Annotated in this window: 18 protein-coding genes; 13 read left to right on the plus strand and 5 right to left on the minus strand. The window is 72.2% G+C overall.

All coding sequences use genetic code 11. The features are described 5' to 3' along the window. The first annotated feature begins 2 nt into the window (after positions 1 to 2). On the plus strand, positions 3 to 617 hold the full coding sequence (locus AC5WRT_RS10375) for a PadR family transcriptional regulator (RefSeq protein ID WP_496092682.1): 615 nt from the start codon (positions 3 to 5) through the stop codon (positions 615 to 617). A 64-nt stretch (positions 618 to 681) separates the two neighbouring features. Here AC5WRT_RS10375 and AC5WRT_RS10380 read toward each other — a convergent pair whose 3' ends face one another. Beyond that, complete coding sequence (locus AC5WRT_RS10380) at positions 682 to 1,110, minus strand: type II toxin-antitoxin system Rv0910 family toxin (protein ID WP_496092683.1); 429 nt, start codon at positions 1,108 to 1,110, stop codon at positions 682 to 684. 508 nt (positions 1,111 to 1,618) lie between these two features. Here AC5WRT_RS10380 and AC5WRT_RS10385 point away from each other — a divergent pair. From AC5WRT_RS10385 to AC5WRT_RS10395, 3 genes are all read left to right on the plus strand, one after another. Then, positions 1,619 to 2,194, plus strand: a complete 576-nt coding sequence (locus AC5WRT_RS10385; protein ID WP_496100143.1) for a peptidase — start codon at positions 1,619 to 1,621, stop codon at positions 2,192 to 2,194. 70 nt (positions 2,195 to 2,264) lie between these two features. Continuing rightward, positions 2,265 to 3,272, plus strand: coding sequence for an EamA family transporter (locus AC5WRT_RS10390; protein WP_496092685.1), 1,008 nt, complete (start codon positions 2,265 to 2,267; stop codon positions 3,270 to 3,272). Positions 3,273 to 3,467: 195 nt separating this feature from the next. After that, positions 3,468 to 4,442, plus strand: coding sequence for a DMT family transporter (locus AC5WRT_RS10395; protein WP_496092686.1), 975 nt, complete (start codon positions 3,468 to 3,470; stop codon positions 4,440 to 4,442). Here the strand turns inward: AC5WRT_RS10395 and AC5WRT_RS10400 are convergent. Continuing rightward, entirely contained in the window at positions 4,424 to 5,104 is a 681-nt protein-coding gene (locus AC5WRT_RS10400; RefSeq protein ID WP_496100144.1) for a pyridoxamine 5'-phosphate oxidase family protein, read from the minus strand. The two genes, AC5WRT_RS10395 and AC5WRT_RS10400, sit on opposite strands and share 19 nt — an antisense overlap. Before the next feature lie 81 nt (positions 5,105 to 5,185). Between AC5WRT_RS10400 and AC5WRT_RS10405 the strand changes: the two genes are divergently transcribed. Next, positions 5,186 to 6,517, plus strand: coding sequence for an aminotransferase class I/II-fold pyridoxal phosphate-dependent enzyme (locus tag AC5WRT_RS10405; protein WP_496100145.1), 1,332 nt, complete (start codon positions 5,186 to 5,188; stop codon positions 6,515 to 6,517). Positions 6,518 to 6,625: 108 nt separating this feature from the next. On the opposite strand, the gene AC5WRT_RS10410 is transcribed toward AC5WRT_RS10405, so the two are convergent. Continuing rightward, positions 6,626 to 7,558: a DMT family transporter gene (locus tag AC5WRT_RS10410; protein ID WP_496100146.1), complete on the minus strand. Its 933-nt coding sequence runs from the start codon at positions 7,556 to 7,558 to the stop codon at positions 6,626 to 6,628. A 74-nt stretch (positions 7,559 to 7,632) separates the two neighbouring features. Here AC5WRT_RS10410 and AC5WRT_RS10415 point away from each other — a divergent pair, with 74 nt between their 5' ends. After that, positions 7,633 to 8,535, plus strand: a complete 903-nt coding sequence (locus AC5WRT_RS10415; RefSeq protein ID WP_496100147.1) for a LysR family transcriptional regulator — start codon at positions 7,633 to 7,635, stop codon at positions 8,533 to 8,535. 3 nt (positions 8,536 to 8,538) lie between these two features. Here AC5WRT_RS10415 and AC5WRT_RS10420 read toward each other — a convergent pair whose 3' ends face one another. Continuing rightward, the gene (locus tag AC5WRT_RS10420) at positions 8,539 to 9,009 is read right to left on the minus strand and encodes a pyridoxamine 5'-phosphate oxidase family protein (protein WP_496100148.1); all 471 of its coding nucleotides are present in this window, start codon (positions 9,007 to 9,009) and stop codon (positions 8,539 to 8,541) included. Positions 9,010 to 9,092: 83 nt separating this feature from the next. Between AC5WRT_RS10420 and AC5WRT_RS10425 the strand changes: the two genes are divergently transcribed. Then, complete coding sequence (locus tag AC5WRT_RS10425) at positions 9,093 to 9,737, plus strand: isochorismatase family protein (protein WP_496092692.1); 645 nt, start codon at positions 9,093 to 9,095, stop codon at positions 9,735 to 9,737. On the opposite strand, the gene AC5WRT_RS10430 is transcribed toward AC5WRT_RS10425, so the two are convergent. Then, positions 9,724 to 10,224 (minus strand): Rieske (2Fe-2S) protein, encoded by a 501-nt coding sequence (locus AC5WRT_RS10430; protein ID WP_496092693.1) that lies wholly within the window; start codon positions 10,222 to 10,224, stop codon positions 9,724 to 9,726. The genes AC5WRT_RS10425 and AC5WRT_RS10430 overlap by 14 nt on opposite strands. Before the next feature lie 149 nt (positions 10,225 to 10,373). Here AC5WRT_RS10430 and AC5WRT_RS10435 point away from each other — a divergent pair, with 149 nt between their 5' ends. The 6 genes from AC5WRT_RS10435 to AC5WRT_RS10460 all read left to right on the plus strand — a co-directional run bounded on the left by AC5WRT_RS10435 (position 10,374) and on the right by AC5WRT_RS10460 (position 15,829). Further along, a complete protein-coding gene (locus tag AC5WRT_RS10435; RefSeq protein WP_496092694.1) occupies positions 10,374 to 11,138 on the plus strand; it encodes a HipA family kinase in 765 nt (254 codons plus the stop codon). Beyond that, positions 11,135 to 11,584 carry a DUF3037 domain-containing protein gene (locus AC5WRT_RS10440; RefSeq protein WP_496092695.1) on the plus strand — a complete coding sequence of 150 codons (450 nt, stop codon included), beginning with the start codon at positions 11,135 to 11,137 and terminating at the stop codon, positions 11,582 to 11,584. Before AC5WRT_RS10435 ends, AC5WRT_RS10440 begins: the two co-directional genes overlap by 4 nt. Before the next feature lie 147 nt (positions 11,585 to 11,731). After that, positions 11,732 to 12,493 carry a 3-oxoacyl-ACP reductase FabG gene (gene fabG, locus AC5WRT_RS10445; protein WP_496092696.1) on the plus strand — a complete coding sequence of 254 codons (762 nt, stop codon included), beginning with the start codon at positions 11,732 to 11,734 and terminating at the stop codon, positions 12,491 to 12,493. 12 nt (positions 12,494 to 12,505) lie between these two features. Beyond that, positions 12,506 to 13,276 (plus strand): SDR family oxidoreductase, encoded by a 771-nt coding sequence (locus tag AC5WRT_RS10450; protein WP_496092697.1) that lies wholly within the window; start codon positions 12,506 to 12,508, stop codon positions 13,274 to 13,276. Between the two features lie 199 nt (positions 13,277 to 13,475). Beyond that, a complete protein-coding gene (locus tag AC5WRT_RS10455; protein ID WP_496092698.1) occupies positions 13,476 to 15,056 on the plus strand; it encodes an ABC transporter substrate-binding protein in 1,581 nt (526 codons plus the stop codon). An 89-nt stretch (positions 15,057 to 15,145) separates the two neighbouring features. Further along, entirely contained in the window at positions 15,146 to 15,829 is a 684-nt protein-coding gene (locus AC5WRT_RS10460; protein WP_496092699.1) for a uracil-DNA glycosylase, read from the plus strand. Positions 15,830 to 15,945 lie beyond the last annotated feature (116 nt).

Here is a 15,945-nt window from a genome sequence, read left to right on the forward strand (position 1 = left end):
CCATGAACACGCACGGATTCGAGCACCGGACTCGGCGCGAAGGCCCCGGTCTGCGCGGTTTCGAGGGATTCGAGCGGCGACGGGCCGCCTTCGGGCCGTTCGGTCCCGGTGGGCCGGGCTTCGGCCCTGGTGGACCCGGACCCTGGGGGCATCGGGGGCGCGGCGGCCCGAGGGGACGGGCGCGGCGCGGTGACGTGCGGGCCTCGATCCTGGCCCTGCTCAAGGACCGCCCGATGCACGGCTACGAGATGATCCAGGAGATCGCCGCCCGCAGCGGTGGCGCCTGGAAGCCCAGCCCCGGCTCGGTCTACCCCACGCTCCAGCTGCTGGAGGACGAGGGTCTGATCGCCAGCGAGAGCGAGGGCGGCAAGAAGCTCTTCACCCTCACCGAGGACGGGCGCGCCGCCGCCGACGAGGGGCCGGACGCCCCCTGGGAGGAGGCCTCGCGCGGGGTCGACTGGGAGGCCCTCGGCGAGATCCGCCAGGCCGGCTTCGGTCTGATGGAGGCCTTCGGTCAGGTCTGGAAGACCGGCAGCAAGGAGCAGCACGAGAAGGCGCTGGCCGTCATCAACGACGCCCGCAAGAGGCTGTACCTGATCCTCGCCGACGAGGACTGAGGTCTCGTGCGGCAGGGTGGGGCGCCCCGCGCGGGACCGCGCGGGGCGCCTTCGCGTCCCGGCCTCAGGCGACCAGGCCGGCCAGCCCCCGCAGCGACTCGTTCAGGGCGGCCGTCGCCGAGTCCTTCAGCTTGCCCGCCATCAGCGACACCGCGGCGCCGGTGAACTCCCCGTCGATGCGGACGCAGGTGGCGTCGCCGTCGGGTGCGAGGGTGTACCGGGTGGCGACCGTCACCGCCATCGGGCCCTTGCCTCTGATGGCGAACACCCGTGCCGGCTCCAGTTCCTCGATGGTCCAGTCGACCTCGGCCGGGAAGCCCATCAGCTTCATGTTCTCCCGGAACGTCCCGCCCACCGCCAGGTTCTCCGGGCCCCCGTCGGGGAAGCCGGTGTGGGTGGCGTTCCACTCCCCGTACGACGACCAGTCGGTGAGCCGGGCCCACACCTGCTCGGCCGGTGCCCCGATGCGTGCCTCCGCGCTGACTTCGGCCATGCGACCACCCCTTCGGATCGGGCGTAGCGGGCTACGGTGTCGCGGAACGTAGCCGCAGGAGGGCGAACATTCAATACTGATGAACCGTCAGTAAATCGCCAGGTCCGGCGGCGTCGGCCCACCCGCCGTGTCACCGCCGCGCCGAACACGTCGGAGGCGCGCGGGAGGGCGCTCTCGTCGTGGCAGTGCCGGCCCTGCCGCAACAGGTCGGCGAGCAGGGCGTCCTGCGGTGCGTACGCCCGGTCCACGCGCTGCCTGCCGTCGACCGCCGGCAGCGCCACACACCGGCGCTCGGACACCTCCCCCCCCGCACGGGGGAGGGACGAGTGGGGATGCTCGCCGCTGTTTACGGGGCGCGGGGCAAGGCGGCGCGCGCTGCCCGGCCCGGATCGGCCTGATCTCCTCCGTAAGGATGAGATGTCGAACGCCGATGTCCACTCCGTGTGGGACGCGAAGATGGTTCCGCTCGTGGATGACTCGGCCCGCTGAGGCTGATGGGGTAAGGGTTGTGCAACCCCGTACAGCCCGCCGCACCGGCCACGACGAGGCGGTCTCGCACCTGGACGACGATGCCGTGCTCGACGCCGAGCTGGCAGCGGTGGTCGCCGGTGCCCGCCGCCGGGCCGTGCGGGACGGGGACCGGCAGATCGACACCGCCCATCTGCTGCACTCCCTGCTGGAGCACGACCCCGAGGTCCGCGCGGCTGTCGGCGGCCCGCCGCAACTCGCCCGGCTGCTCGGCTATCTCGTGCAGCGCAGCATCGGCTACGGGCTGCGCTGGCAGGGCCGGGTCGAGGACTCGGGCGCGCTCGCCGTCGTCCCCGCCGTGACCGTGCCCGGCGCCCGCGATGCCAGGGACGCCGCCGGCTGGTCGCCCACCGCGGCCGCCGCCGTCGCCGGAGCCCGCGAGCGCGCCCGGCTCCGTGGCGAGTCCCAGGTCACCGGCCTCGACCTGCTCGCAGGGCTCACCGCGGACCCCGAGTCCCGGGCCGTCGAGGTGCTCCGGCGCGCGGGCATCCGTGAGCTGGACGCCCGGCCCGCACCCGGCCCGGAGCCATGCCCGGAGGACGGGCCGGCCCGCTGACGGTTCCGCACGTCCAGCTCCTGAGACAGGTGTCAACGGGGGTGACGCTCATGTCGTCGCCTGTCATCATGTGCCGGTGCATACGTCAGAGAGCAGTCAGGGCAGCCGTGGCAAGAGCGTCGGGCTCGGTCTCGCGCTCGCCTCGGCGCTGGCCTTCGGCGGGTCCGGCGTGGCCGCCAAACCCCTGATCGGGGCGGGACTCGATCCGCTCCACGTGGTCTGGCTGCGGGTGGCCGGCGCCGCCGTCGTGCTGCTGCCCGTCGCCGTACGGCACCGCGCGCTGCCCCGCCGCCGGCCCGCGCTGCTCGCCGGGTTCGGGCTGCTCGCCGTGGCGGGGGTGCAGGCCTGCTACTTCGCCGCGCTGTCCCGGATCCCGGTGGGCGTGGCCCTCCTCGTCGAATACCTGGCGCCCGCGCTGGTGCTGGGCTGGGTCCGCTTCGTGCAACGCCGGCCCGTGACCCGTGCCGCCGCGCTCGGCGTGGTGCTCGCGGCCGGCGGGCTCGCCTGCGTTGTGGAGGTCTGGTCGGGGTTGAGCTTCGACGCCCTGGGCCTGCTGCTCGCACTCGGCGCCGCCTGCTGCCAGGTCGGCTACTTCGTGCTGGCCGACCACGGCGGCGACGCGGGAAAGGAGGCGCCGGACCCGCTCGGCGTCATCGCCTACGGCCTGCTCGTCGGCGCCGTCGTGCTGACGGTCCTGGCCCGCCCCTGGACCATGCGCTGGTCGGTGCTGACCGGCACCGCCGACCTGAACGGCACCGCCGTACCGGCACTCGCCCTGCTGGGCTGGATCGTGCTGATCGCCACCGTCGTCGCGTACGTCACGGGGGTGCTGTCCGTGCGCCGGCTCTCGCCCCAAGTCGCCGGTGTGGTGGCCTGCCTGGAGGCGGTCATCGCGACGGTGCTGGCCTGGGTGCTGCTCGGCGAGCACCTGTCGGCGCCCCAGGTGGTCGGCGGCGCGGTCGTCCTGATCGGCGCGTTCATCGCCCAGTCGTCGACGCCGGCGAAGGGTTCCACCGAGCCGGTGGCGTCGTCGGGCGGCGCCGAACGCGAGTTGTCGGCACCGGGCACCGCCGCATAAGGTGCCGGTCATGCCGTCGACCGCACTCGTCCTTCCGCCCCCGGCCGCCTGAGGCGGGCCTCCGGGACACCCGCCCGCGCGCATCCGCGCCCGGGCCGGACGGTGCTGCCCGCAGACGAAGTCCGCGCGCCCCGCTGAAGCGGGCCGCCCTCGAACTTCCGCACCCTCGGGTGCGTTTCTGCGGAAGAGAAACCCTTGACGACGTCACACAGTGCTACCGGCCTGCCCGTTGGGCGCGGCCTGCTCTACCTGTTCATCACCGGTGCCGCCTGGGGCACCGCGGGTGCCGCCGCCTCCCTGGTGTACCGGACCTGCGACATGGGCGCCTTCGCCCTGTCCTTCTGGCGCTGCGCGCTGGGGCTGGTCCTGCTCCTCGCCGGACGCGGACTGCGCCCGCGGACCCGTCCGGCACCCACCGGGTCCCCGAGCCGGCGGGCCGGCCGGGTGCTGGCCACCGGCCTCGGTCTCGCGGTGTTCCAGACCGCCTACTTCGCAGCCGTGGAGTCGACCGGCCTGGCCGTGGCCACCGTCGTCACCCTCGGCGCGGGTCCCGTCCTCATCGCGCTCGGCGCCCGGCTGCTGCTGGGCGAACGGCTCGGCGCCGGCGGGATCTCGGCCGTCGGCGGGGCCCTCGCCGGGCTGGCCGTGCTCACCTTCGGCGGCTCGGCCGCGACCGTGCGGCCCGCGGGGGTGCTCCTTGCGCTCCTCTCGGCCGCGGGCTACGGCGCCATGACCCTGTTGACCCGCTGGTGGGGAAGGGGCGGTGGCGCCGACGCCGCCGGCACCACGGTGGGCGCGTTCGCGGTGACCGGCCTGTGCCTGCTGCCGTTCGCCCTGCACGACGGCCTGCTGCCGCACACCGCCCACCCGGCGCGGCTGCTGTGGCTGATGGTCTACATCGCCGCCGTGCCCACGGCCCTCGCGTACGCCCTGTACTTCGCCGGGGCGGCCGTCGTACGCTCGGCGACCGTCTCCGTGATCATGCTGCTGGAGCCGGTCACCGCGGCCGTGCTCGCCGTCGCCCTGCTCGGCGAGCGACTCACGGCCACCACCGCGGTCGGCACCTTGCTGCTGCTCGGCGCCGTCGCGGGCCTCGCGGTGAGTGAGGCACGCGACGGCCGGGAGCCGATGCCGGTTCAACTGTCGGAGGCCTACCGGGACTTCAGGTAGCCGGGCAGCTCGACACCCGGAGCCAGGTCGGTGCTGGGCAGCGGCGTGCCGTAGCCCTTCCGGAGGGGGACGACGCCGGCCCAGTACGGCAGGCCGAGGTCCTCCGGGTCGTCGTTCGCGCCGCCGGTGCGGAGCTTGGCCGAGACCTCGTCCAGGTCCAGCCGGATCACCGCGGTGGCGGCCAGCTCCTTCTTGTTCGCCGGCCGTGAGTCGGCGGAGCGGCCCGGCACGACGTGGTCCACCAGCGCGTCCAGGGCCGTCCGCCGCTCCTCGGGGTCGGTGACCTGACGGGCGACGCCGTGCACCACCACGGAGCGGTAGTTGATGGAGTGGTGGAAGGCCGAGCGGGCCAGCACCAGCCCGTCCACGTGGGTGACCGTGAGACACACCGGCAGGCCCGGATCGGTCTCGCCGGTCATCCGCAGCGGGCGGGAACCGGTGGACCCGTGCACGTACAGCCGCTCGCCGACCCGGCCGTACAGGGTCGGCAGCACCACGGGCACGCCGTCGCGGACGAAGCCGAGATGGCAGACGTACCCCTCGTCGAGTATCGCGTGCACCAGCTCCCTGTCGTACGACGCCCGGTCCGCGGACCGCGTCGGCACGGTGCGGTCGGTCGGGGTGTAGGCGGCGCCCTGGGTCTCCTCGGTCGTCCCCTGCATAGCGGTTCCTCCATGGCGGGCATCGGCGAGCGGCGGCGAGCCGCATCGACATCCAAATTGCACTAGTGCATAATATTGTTTGTGCTAGGAGAGTATCCGATTCAAGGGCGCGGCGCAGCCGAGATCGCGGCCAGCGTGGAGCATGCGGTGGGCGCCGGTGAGCTGCGGCCGGGTCAGTCCCTGCCGCCGATGCGGGAGTTGGCACAGCGGCTGGGTGTGAATCCCAACACCGTGGCGTCCGCCTACCGCACCCTGCGCGAGCGCGGGGTGATCGAGACGGCCGGCCGCCGGGGCAGCAGAGTGCGGCCCAAGCCGGCCACCACGGGCCGCGGGGAACTGCGCGTGGAGGTCACTGCCGGAGGCCGCGACCTCTCCGAGGGCAACCCCGACCCGGACCTGCTGCCCCGCCTCGCCCCCGCCCTCGCCGCGGCGGCGGAGGAGGGCGACCGGCGGCCCGTCCTCTACGGCGGCGACCCGATCGACCCCGGTCTCGTCCGCCTCGCCCGCGCCGAACTCCACGCCGACGGCATCCCCGAGGGCCCCGTGACCGTGGCGTCCGGCTCCCTGGACGCCGTCGAGCGCATCCTCGCCGCGCACCTCAGACCGGGCGACGCGGTCGCCGTCGAGGACCCGGGCTGGGGCAGCGTCCTCGACCTGGTCCCGGCGCTGGGCCTGCGTACGGTCCCGGTCGGCGTGGACGACGACGGGCCGCGCGTCGACGACCTGCGCCGGGCCCTGGAGTCCGGGGCCCGCGCCCTGATCGTCACCGACCGCGCGCAGAACCCGACCGGCGCCTCGCTGACCGCCACGCGCGCGCGTGCCCTGCGAGCGGTGCTGCGCGAGCACCCGGCGACCCTGCTGATCGAGGACGACCACGGCCACGGCATCGTCGACCTTGCGCTGCACCCCCTCGCCGGCGTCACCCGCCACTGGGCCTTCGTCCGCTCCGTCTCCAAGGCCTACGGCCCCGACCTGCGCGTCGCCGTCCTCACCGGTGACCCGGTGACCGTCGACCGGGTACGCGGCCGCCAGCGCCTGGGCCCCGGCTGGGTGAGCCTGCTGCTGCAGCGGGCGGTCGTCCGGCTGTGGTCTCAGGGCGCGGTCGACCGGACGGCGGTCGCGAAGGCGTACGGCACCCGCCGGGACGCGCTGGTCGACGCGCTCGCGGAACGCGGGGTCGTCGCGCACGGCCGCAGTGGCATGAACGTGTGGGTCCCGGTCCCCGACGAGACGGGCGCGGTGGCCCGCCTGCTGCAGGCGGGCTGGGCGGTGGCCCCCGGGGCCCGCTTCCGGCTGAACAGCGGGCCGGCGATCCGCATCACGATCTCGGCGCTCACGGAGGACGACATCAGCCCCTTGGCGGACGCGGTGGCGGCGGCGGTACGACCGTCTCCGGCCCGCGTGCACGGATGACGGCAGTCGACGGAGGGGCGCGGGGCTGTACCGCGGTGCGGCTCCGCGCCCCGTGCGCGCGGTCGGCCACAGGCGACCGGCCCTCGCACGCCCCCGTGCGCCTCTCCGTCAGGCGCTCTTCCTCCGCACCTGAGTGAGCGCGGCCCCCGCCAGAACGATCACCGCCCCCACCGGCGTCGTCCACCGCAGCGACTCCCCGAGGATCGCGACGCCGGCCGCCGTGGCGATCACCGGAATGAAGTACGTGACCATCTGCGCGGTCGTGGGGCCGACCTCGGCGACGAGCCCGTACTGGATGAGAACCGCGAGCCCGGTCCCCAGCGCCCCCAGCGCGGCGATCGCCAGTAGCGGCACCAGCGTGACATGCGTGGGGAACCCGGCCACCAGCGGCGTCACGACGGCCAGCTGGAGCGTGGCCAGCAACAGCTGCGCCCCCGTCATCGCCAGATGGGAGTTGCCCGTCCCCGCGAGCGTACGGCGGACGTAGATCCAGCCGACCGGGTAGCTCAGCGACGCCAGCAGGGCCATCGACGTACCCGTGGCGTCGAGACCGTGGAAGCCCTGCCAGGCGCCCAGGACCGTCAGCACCCCCAGGAAGCCGAGGCCCAGGCCGGCCACGCGGACCCGGGTCGGCCGGTCCTCGGAGAGGGCGACCAGGGACAGGGCCATGCCCCACAGGGGCGACGTGGCGTTGCAGATGCCGGCCAGCGTGGACGGGATCGTCAGCTCGGAGTAGGCGAAGAGCGAGAACGGCAGGGCGTTGAGGAAGAACGCGGCGACCGCCATGTGCCACCACAGGCGGGCCCCACGCGGCAGCCGCTCCCGCTTGACCGCCATCGCCGCCGCCAGCACCGCCGTGCCGAACACCAGACGACCGAGGGTGACCTGGAGCGGGGCGTATCCCTGCGTGCCCACCTTGATCAGCAGGAAACTGAAGCCCCAGATCAGGGACAGGGCCCCGAAGCGCACCCGCCAGTCCAGGCGGGCGCGGGGGCGGACGGGGGCGGGGGACTGGGTCCGAGGTGCGGTGGCCGTGCTCATGGCCTCAAGGATGCTGGCGGCAACCTCGTAGCACAATCGAGATTTCTCTCCTGATACCCCTTAGGATCGCTTACATGTTGAACCTGGAGCGCCTGCGCACCCTCGACGCCCTCGCCCGGCACGGCTCCGTCAGCGCGGCCGCTGACGCGCTGCACGTCACCACGTCCGCCGTCTCCCAGCAACTGGGCAAGCTGGAGCGCGAGGTCGGCCAGCAACTGCTTGCCAAGAACGGCAGGGGCGTGCGGCTCACGGACGCGGGAAGGCTGCTGTCGGAGCACGCGGCGCGCATCCTGTCACAGGTCGAGCTGGCCGAGTCCGATCTCGAGGCGCAACGCGGGCAGGTCGTCGGCGAGCTCAGGCTGTCCGCGTTCCCGACGGCCGCGCGCGGACTCTTCCCCGACGCCCTCGGCACGCTCCGGTCCCGGCATCCCGGACTGCGCGTGCGCTCCAGCGAGCTGGAACCGGAGCAGGGCGTCGCCGGGGTCGTCCGCGGCGACCTCGATCTCGCGGTCGTCCTGGACTGGTACAACAAGCCCATGCCCGTACCGGACGGCCTGGTCAAGGCACCCCTGCTGGACGACCCGGCCGATGTCGCCATGCCCGTCGGGCACCGGCTCGCCGGCCGTAACGAGGTGGACCTCGCCGAGTTCGCCGAGGACGAGTGGATCACCTGGGGCGAGGGCGAGTTCTGTCACGAGTGGCTGATGTTCACGCTGCGGTCCAAGGGTGTCGAGCCGATCGTCGGCCACCGCGCGGGCGAGACCCACACCCAGCTCGGCCTGGTCGCCTCCGGTCTCGGCGTGTGCATCGCGCCGCTGCTGGGCCGCCACCCGGTCCCGGACGGCGTGGTCCTCGTGCCGCTCAGGCAACGGGTGCGCCGGCACGTGTACGTCGTGTGGCGGGCGGACGCCGACCGCCGCCCGTCGATCCGGGCGGCGGTGGAGGCCCTGCGCGCCGCCGCGCAGAAGGTCGGCTGAGCCCTACCGCGGCCCCAGTTTCCGGAAGTCCCACGAGACGATCTTCTCCGGTGTCAGCCGGGCCCAGGCGTGGCGGCCGTCGTGGGGCATCTCGTCCAGGCCGAAGTTCTTCCGGGCGAACAGCGTCTCGGGCGTGTCGAGTTCCGCGCACAGCTCCCCGGTGCGCGGCACCTCGCCCACGAACTCCACCCGGCCGGACAGCTCGACCCCGCGCAACTGGTCGTACTCCTCGCCCGAGTCGACCACGACGGCCACCCGCGGATCCCGGCGCAGCTGAGCCCAGCGCCTGCTGCGCACCACCGAGTACAGCCACAGCGAGGTGCCGTCCCAGGCGAACCACAGGGCGCTGACGTGCGGGGCGCCGTCCGCCGAGACGGTCGCGACCCGGCAGGTGCGCTGACTGGTGAGGAACTCGTCCAGTTCGCCGGGCGTCATCATGATCTTCCGGCCCCGGCGCTGCTCGGTCAGGGTCATACGGCCCCCCTCTTCTCCACCTGGTGTCGGCGAACTATCGTGTCATGGCGATCCTCTGACACTACGTCAGAAAAGGAAACGGTATGCCGCCGTACGGACAGCTCAGCGCGCTCCTCGACCCCGTGAGCACCGTCCTGCTCACCGTGGAGTGCCAGCAGGGGGTCGTCGGCCCGGACGGTGCGCTGCCCGAACTCGCCCGTGAGGCCCTCTCCTCCGGCGCCCTGCGCCAGGTGGCCCGGCTGGTCTCCGCCGCCCACGAGAGTGGCGTCCAGGTGATCCACGCGATCGCCGAGCGCCGCCCGGACGGCCGGGGCGCGAGCCGCAACGCCCGGCTGTTCCGGGCCGCCGAGCGGCTTCCCGTGCAGCAGCTGAGCGGGAGTGCGGCGGTGCGCGTCGCGGCCCCGGTCGAGGTCGCCGAGGAGGACCTCGTCGTACGACGGCTGCACGGCCTGTCCCCGATCCACGGCACCGACGTCGACGCGCTGTTGCGCAACCTGGGCTGCCGCACGCTCGTCGTCACCGGCGTCTCCGCCAACGTGGCGATACCCAACGCGGTGTTCGACGCGGTCAACCTCGGCTACGTCGCCGTCGTTCCGGCCGACGCCATCGCGGGGGTGCCCGCCGACTACACCCCCGCGATGATCCGGCACACCCTCGCGTTGGTCGCCACGGTCACGACCACCGACGAGGTGCTCGGCTGTCTCGAGCGGCGGTTCAGGCCAGCTTGATGTCCTCGCCGGAGACGGTGATCTTCTGCGCGGGCAGCGGCTGGGTGGCCGGTCCCTGCTTGACGCTGCCGTCCGCGACCGAGAAGTGACTGTTGTGGCACGGGCAGATGATCGCACCGCCCGCCACGCTGCCCACCGCGCAGCCCTGGTGGGTGCACTTGGACGAGAACGCCTTGAACGTGCCCGCCGACGGCTGGGTGACGACCACGCCCTGGTCCTTGAATATCTTGCCACCCCCCTCGGGGATGTCGGAGGTCTTGGCGAGCGTGGTGCCGCCGCCGTTCTGCGACCCTGCCGTGGAGCCGGTGCTCCCCGTCCCGGTCGAGCCCGTCGATCCGGACGAGCCGGACCCGGTGTCGGCCGAGCCGGACGAGTCGTCGCTCGACCCGCAGGCCGCGAGCGCGGCGGCGAGACCCGCCGCGCCGGCCGCCGCCACGACCGTACGGCGGGCCGGTCCCGGAGCCGGATGGGGCGATGCGCTGCTCATGTGGGTTTCCTTCCGCGGAGCTTCTCGTGATCCGTCCAGGGGTACGGTGCCCGGACGCCACCCGTTCAGACGCCACCCCGATCCTTAATGTCCGGACGTGAGCCACGGCTGTCGGCCCGCTGCCGGCCGCACCCCAGTAGCCTGGGGCGATGCTCAAGGAAGTCACCGCGACCCGCTACATCACGCCCCTGCGTGAGGGGGGCTCGCTGCCGGGGCTCGTCGAGGCCGACGACTTCGGGACGTATGTCCTGAAGTTCACCGGCGCCGGCCAGGGCCGCAAGACGCTCGTCGCCGAGGTGGTGTGCGGCGAACTCGCCCGCCGCCTCGGCCTGAGGATGCCCCGCCTGGTCACCGTCCGACTGGACCCGGTCCTCGGACTCGGCGAGCCCGAACAGCAGGTGCAGGACCTGCTCAGGTCCAGCGGCGGCACCAACCTCGGCATGGACTTCCTCTCCGCGGCCCTCGGCTACGACCCGCTCGCCTTTCGGGTGAGCCGCGAGGAGGCCGGCCGGATCGTCTGGTTCGACGCACTGATCAACAACGTGGACCGGTCGTGGCGCAACCCCAACCTCCTCGTGCACCACGGGGACCTGTGGCTCATCGACCACGGCGCCACGATGATCTGGCACCACAACTGGCCCGCCGCCGAGGCCTCCGCCGCGCGCCCCTACGACGCCCGCGAACACGCCCTCGCCCGCTTCGCCCCCGACATCGCCGCCGCCGCGGCCGAGTTGGCACCGGAGGTCACCGAGGACCTGCTCGCAGAGGTCACGGCCGAGATCCCCGACGCCTGGCTCGCCGACGAGCCGGGCTTCGACACCCCGGACGACCTGCGCAGCGCCTACGCACGGCCGCTGCTCGCGCGGGCGGCCGTCATCGCCGAACGCATCACCGGCATCGAGGGGACCAAGTGAGCGAGACCCACATCCACATGGCAGGCCACGTCACCGAGCGGCACATCACCCGGGCGGGCCAGGGCGGCGACCGGGACGTGTTCGAGTACGCGCTGATCCGGGTCGTACCCCGCGTGGAGCGCGGCGAGTGCGTCAACGCGGGCGTCGTCGTCTACTGCCGGGCCAAGGGTTACGTCGGCGCCCGCACCCATCTGGACGAGACCAGACTCCTCGCTCTGGACCCCGAGGCGGACGTGGCCGGGATCCGCGCCGCGCTCGGCGCGATGGAGCGCCACTGCGCGGGCGGCGAGGAGTCCGGCCAGGCGGCGGGCGACGACGCCGGGCGCCGCTTCCGCTGGCTGATCGCGCCCCGCTCCACGATCGTCCAGCCCGGCCCGGTGCACACCGGTCTGACCACCGACCCGGCCGCCGAGACGGAGCGGTTGCTCGACCTCCTGGTGAGGTAATGGATCACATGCACCCGGTGTGCCGTTGACACCGGGTGCCAGGGCTTCTAGCGTCACGTGTGCTGAAGGTACTAAGCGGTCGCTCACCGCACGAACAAGGTCCCCGAAGGACCTGACAGGTTCTCTCAAGGGCGAGGAGAAGCAGCAATGTCCACCACTGAACAGCGGGTCGCGGTAGTCACCGGCGCGGCGCGCGGCATCGGCGCCGCCACGGCCGTACGGCTGGCCGCCGAGGGCCGTGCCGTCGCCGTGATCGACCTCGACGAGGCTGCCTGCAAGGACACCGTCGAGAAGATCACCGCCGCGGGCGGCAAGGCGATCGCCGTCGGCGCCGACGTGTCCGACGAGGCACAGGTCGAGGCGGCCGTCGCCCGGATCGTCGAGGAACTGGGCGCCCCGACCATCCTGGTCAACAACGCCGGTGTGCTGCGCGACAACCTGCTGTTCAAGATGAGCGTCTCCGACTGGGACACCGTCATGAACGTGCACCTGCGCGGCTCGTTCCTGATGACCAAGGCCGTCCAGAAGCACATGGTCGACGCGGGCTTCGGCCGGATCGTCAACCTCTCCTCCTCCTCGGCGCTCGGCAACCGCGGCCAGGTCAACTACTCCGCCGCCAAGGCCGGTCTCCAGGGCTTCACCAAGACCCTCGCCATCGAGCTGGGCAAGTTCGGCATCACCGCCAACGCCGTCGCCCCCGGCTTCATCGCCACCGAGATGACCAAGGCCACCGCCGAACGCGTCGGCATGGGCTTCGAGGACTTCAAGAAGGCCGCCGCGGGCGCGATCCCGGTGCAGCGCGTCGGCGAGCCCGAGGACATCGCCAACGCCATCGCCTTCTTCACCGGCGAGGCGGCCGGCTTCGTCTCCGGCCAGGTGCTGTACGTCGCCGGCGGACCGCTCGACTAGGGGACCAGACACATGACTTCCGCTGAACTCCCCGAGCCGTCGGGCAAGGTCGCCCTCATCACGGGCGCCAGCCGCGGGATCGGCTACGGCGTCGCCGAGGCGCTCGTCGCCCGGGGCGACCGCGTGTGCATCACCGGCCGGGGCGAGGACGCCCTGAAGGAGGCCGTCGAGAAGCTCGGCGCCGACCGGGTCATCGCCGTCGCCGGCAAGGCGCACGACCCTGCCCACCAGGCCGAGGCCGTCGAGCGCACCATGGAGGCCTTCGGCCGCCTGGACTTCCTGGTCAACAACGCGGGCACCAACCCGGTCTTCGGCCCGATCGCCGACCTCGACCTGGAGGTCGCCCGCAAGGTCTTCGAGACCAACGTGATCTCCGCGCTCGGCTTCGCCCAGAAGACCTGGCACGCCTGGCAGAAGGACAACGGCGGCGCGATCGTCAACATCGCCTCGATCGCGGGCCTCGCGCCCTCGCCGTTCATCGGTGCCTACGGCGTCAGCAAGGCCGCGATGATCAACCTGACCCAGCAACTGGCGCACGAGTTCGCGCCGAGGGTGCGGGTCAACGCGATCGCCCCGGCCGTGGTCAAGACCAAGTTCGCGCAGGCGCTGTACGAGAACCGTGAGGAGCAGGCGGCCGCCGCCTACCCCCTCGGTCGGCTCGGCGTGCCCTCCGACATCGGCGGGGCCGCCGCCTTCCTCACCTCCGAGCAGTCCGACTGGATCACCGGCCAGACGCTCGTCGTGGACGGCGGCATCTTCCTCAACGCCGGCGTCGGAGCCTGATCAGGCCTCCGGGCGTCGATTTTCGGACACATCGGCGCCCGGAACGCCATCCTGAATCCGCTCAGCGGACTGACAACGTCGTCATCGCCGAACAGGTCGCGATATCGATCAAGAAGCCCTGATTCAGGGGAGGTTCAGAGGCCCGAACGCTGCGGTATGGTCTGCCGACCCTTGGTATGGCAGATCGAGGAGCGTGCGCGTGTTCAACCGGAACCGATTCCTGCGGAGAGTCGCGGCGATCGCGTCCATATCCCTGGTCGCCACCGGCTGCAGTCTGCTGTCCGGCGGCAGCGGTGACGGCAAGGGACCCATCGTCGTGGGCACCACCAGCGCGCCCAGCACGCTGGATCCCGCCGGGGCCTGGGACGGCTCCTGGGAGCTGTACCGCAACATCTTCCAGACGCTCGTCGCCTACCCCAGCGGTGCCACCGCACCCCAGCCCGACGCGGCCGAGAGCTGCTCCTTCACGGACTCCTCCAGCCGCACCTACCGCTGCACGCTCCGCGCGGGCCTGAAGTTCGCCGACGGCGACGCGCTGAACGCCCAGGCCGTCAAGTACTCCATCGACCGCATCCGCACCATCAACGCCCCCAGCGGCCCGGCAGGCCTGCTCGGCAGCCTGGACCGGGTGCAGGTGCTCGGCGACCGCGAGGTCGTCTTCCACCTCAACCAGCCCGACGCCACCTTTCCGTTCGTGCTGGCGACGCCCGCCATGTCGATCGTCGACCCGAACGACTACCCGGCGCGCTCCCTGCGCAAGGACGACAAGGTCTACGGCTCCGGGCCGTACAAGATGCAGTCCTACGAGGAGGGCAAGCAGGCCGTCCTCGTCGCCAACGGCAACTACCACGGCTTCGCCCAGCGCCAGAACGACGCCGTGACCATCCGCTACTTCCAGGACTCGGCCGGCATGGTCAAGGCGCTGCGCGCCAAGCAGATCGACGTCACCTACCGCGGCCTCGCCGCCGACGACATCCTCGCCCTCCAGCAGCACGCCGACAGCAACCTGCAGCTGGTCGACGGCTCCGGCATCGACATCAGCTACCTGGTGTTCAACCCCAAGGACCCCTGGGCCAAGCAGCCCGCCGTGCGCAAGGCCGTCGCCCAGATCGTCGACCGGGGCGCCATCGCGCACAAGGTCTACAAGGACACGGTCGACCCGCTGTACTCGATGGTCCCCAAGGGACTGACCGGACACACCACCGGCTTCTTCGACGACTACGGCGATCCCAGCGTCCCCAAGGCCCGCAAAATCCTCTCCGACGCGGGCATCCACCAGCGCGTCCCGCTCACCCTCTGGTACACCACGGACCGCTACGGCTCCGAGACGGCGCTGATGTTCCAGGAGCTCAAGCGGCAGCTGGAGGCCTCCGGACTGTTCACCATCACGCTCGAGAGCCGCCCCTGGAAGACCTATGTCGTCGGCTACCAGAAGGGCGAGTACCCGGTGTTCGGCCGCGGCTGGTTCCCGGACTTCCCCGACGCGGACAACTTCATCGCCCCGTTCGTCGGCGAGCACAACGCGCTCGGTACGCCGTACCCGGCCCCGCAGATCACCGGCACGCTGCTGCCCCACTCGCGCGCGGAGAGCGACCGTGCCCGCACGGTCAAGGACATGGAGGAGGCCCAGCAGATCATCGTGAACGACGCGCGGCTGATCCCGCTGTGGCAGGGCCGGCAGTACATCGCCGCCAGCGAGGACATCTCGGGCGGTGAGCAGGCCCTCGACCCCTCGACGATCATGATGATGTGGACACTGCACCGCAAGACCAGCTGGTGAAACCGGCTCCGCGTGCCGGTTGTCAGTGGTCGCCTGTAGGTTCTGAGCCCTGCAAGTGACCACGCCGTAGTAGATCGAAGGACGTTGACGTGACCGACATCGCCATGCTGCCCGAGTCCTGGCGCGGGGTTCTGGGCGACGAACTGCAGCAGCCCTACTTCAAGGAGCTGACCGAGTTCGTCGAGGAGGAGCGGGCGAAGGGTCCCGTCTACCCGCCGCGCGACGAGGTCTTCGCCGCGCTGGAGGCGACGCCGTACGAGCAGGTCAAGGTCCTCGTCCTGGGCCAGGACCCGTACCACGGAGAGGGCCAGGGCCACGGCCTGTGCTTCTCGGTCCGCCCCGGCGTGAAGACCCCGCCCTCGCTGCGGAACATCTACAAGGAGATGCAGGAGGAGTTGGGCCTGCCCGTCCCGGACAACGGCTATCTGATGCCGTGGGCCCGGCAGGGCGTGCTGCTGCTCAACGCGGTCCTCACGGTCCGGGCCGGCGAGGCGAACTCGCACAAGGGCAAGGGCTGGGAGAAGTTCACCGACGCCGTCATCCGGGCGGTCGCCGAGCGTCCGGACCCGGCGGTCTTCGTCCTTTGGGGGAACTACGCGCAGAAGAAGCTGCCGCTGATCGACGAGAGGCGGCACGTGGTGGTCAAGGGCGCCCACCCCTCTCCGCTGTCGGCGAAGAAGTTCTTCGGCTCCCGGCCGTTCACCCGGATCAACGACGCGATCGCCCGACAGGGCCACGACCCGATCGACTGGCGGATCCCGAACCTGGGATGAAGCATCCGGGCGGGGGGCCGTGGGGCGCCCCACCGGGGGGCGCGAGGAACCGTGCGACCAGCCACAACGGACCCGCGGCAGCCCACTGGCCGAGAGCGCGACGGCGCTGCCTGGCC

The organism is Streptomyces sp. NTD91 (assembly GCF_059510455.1).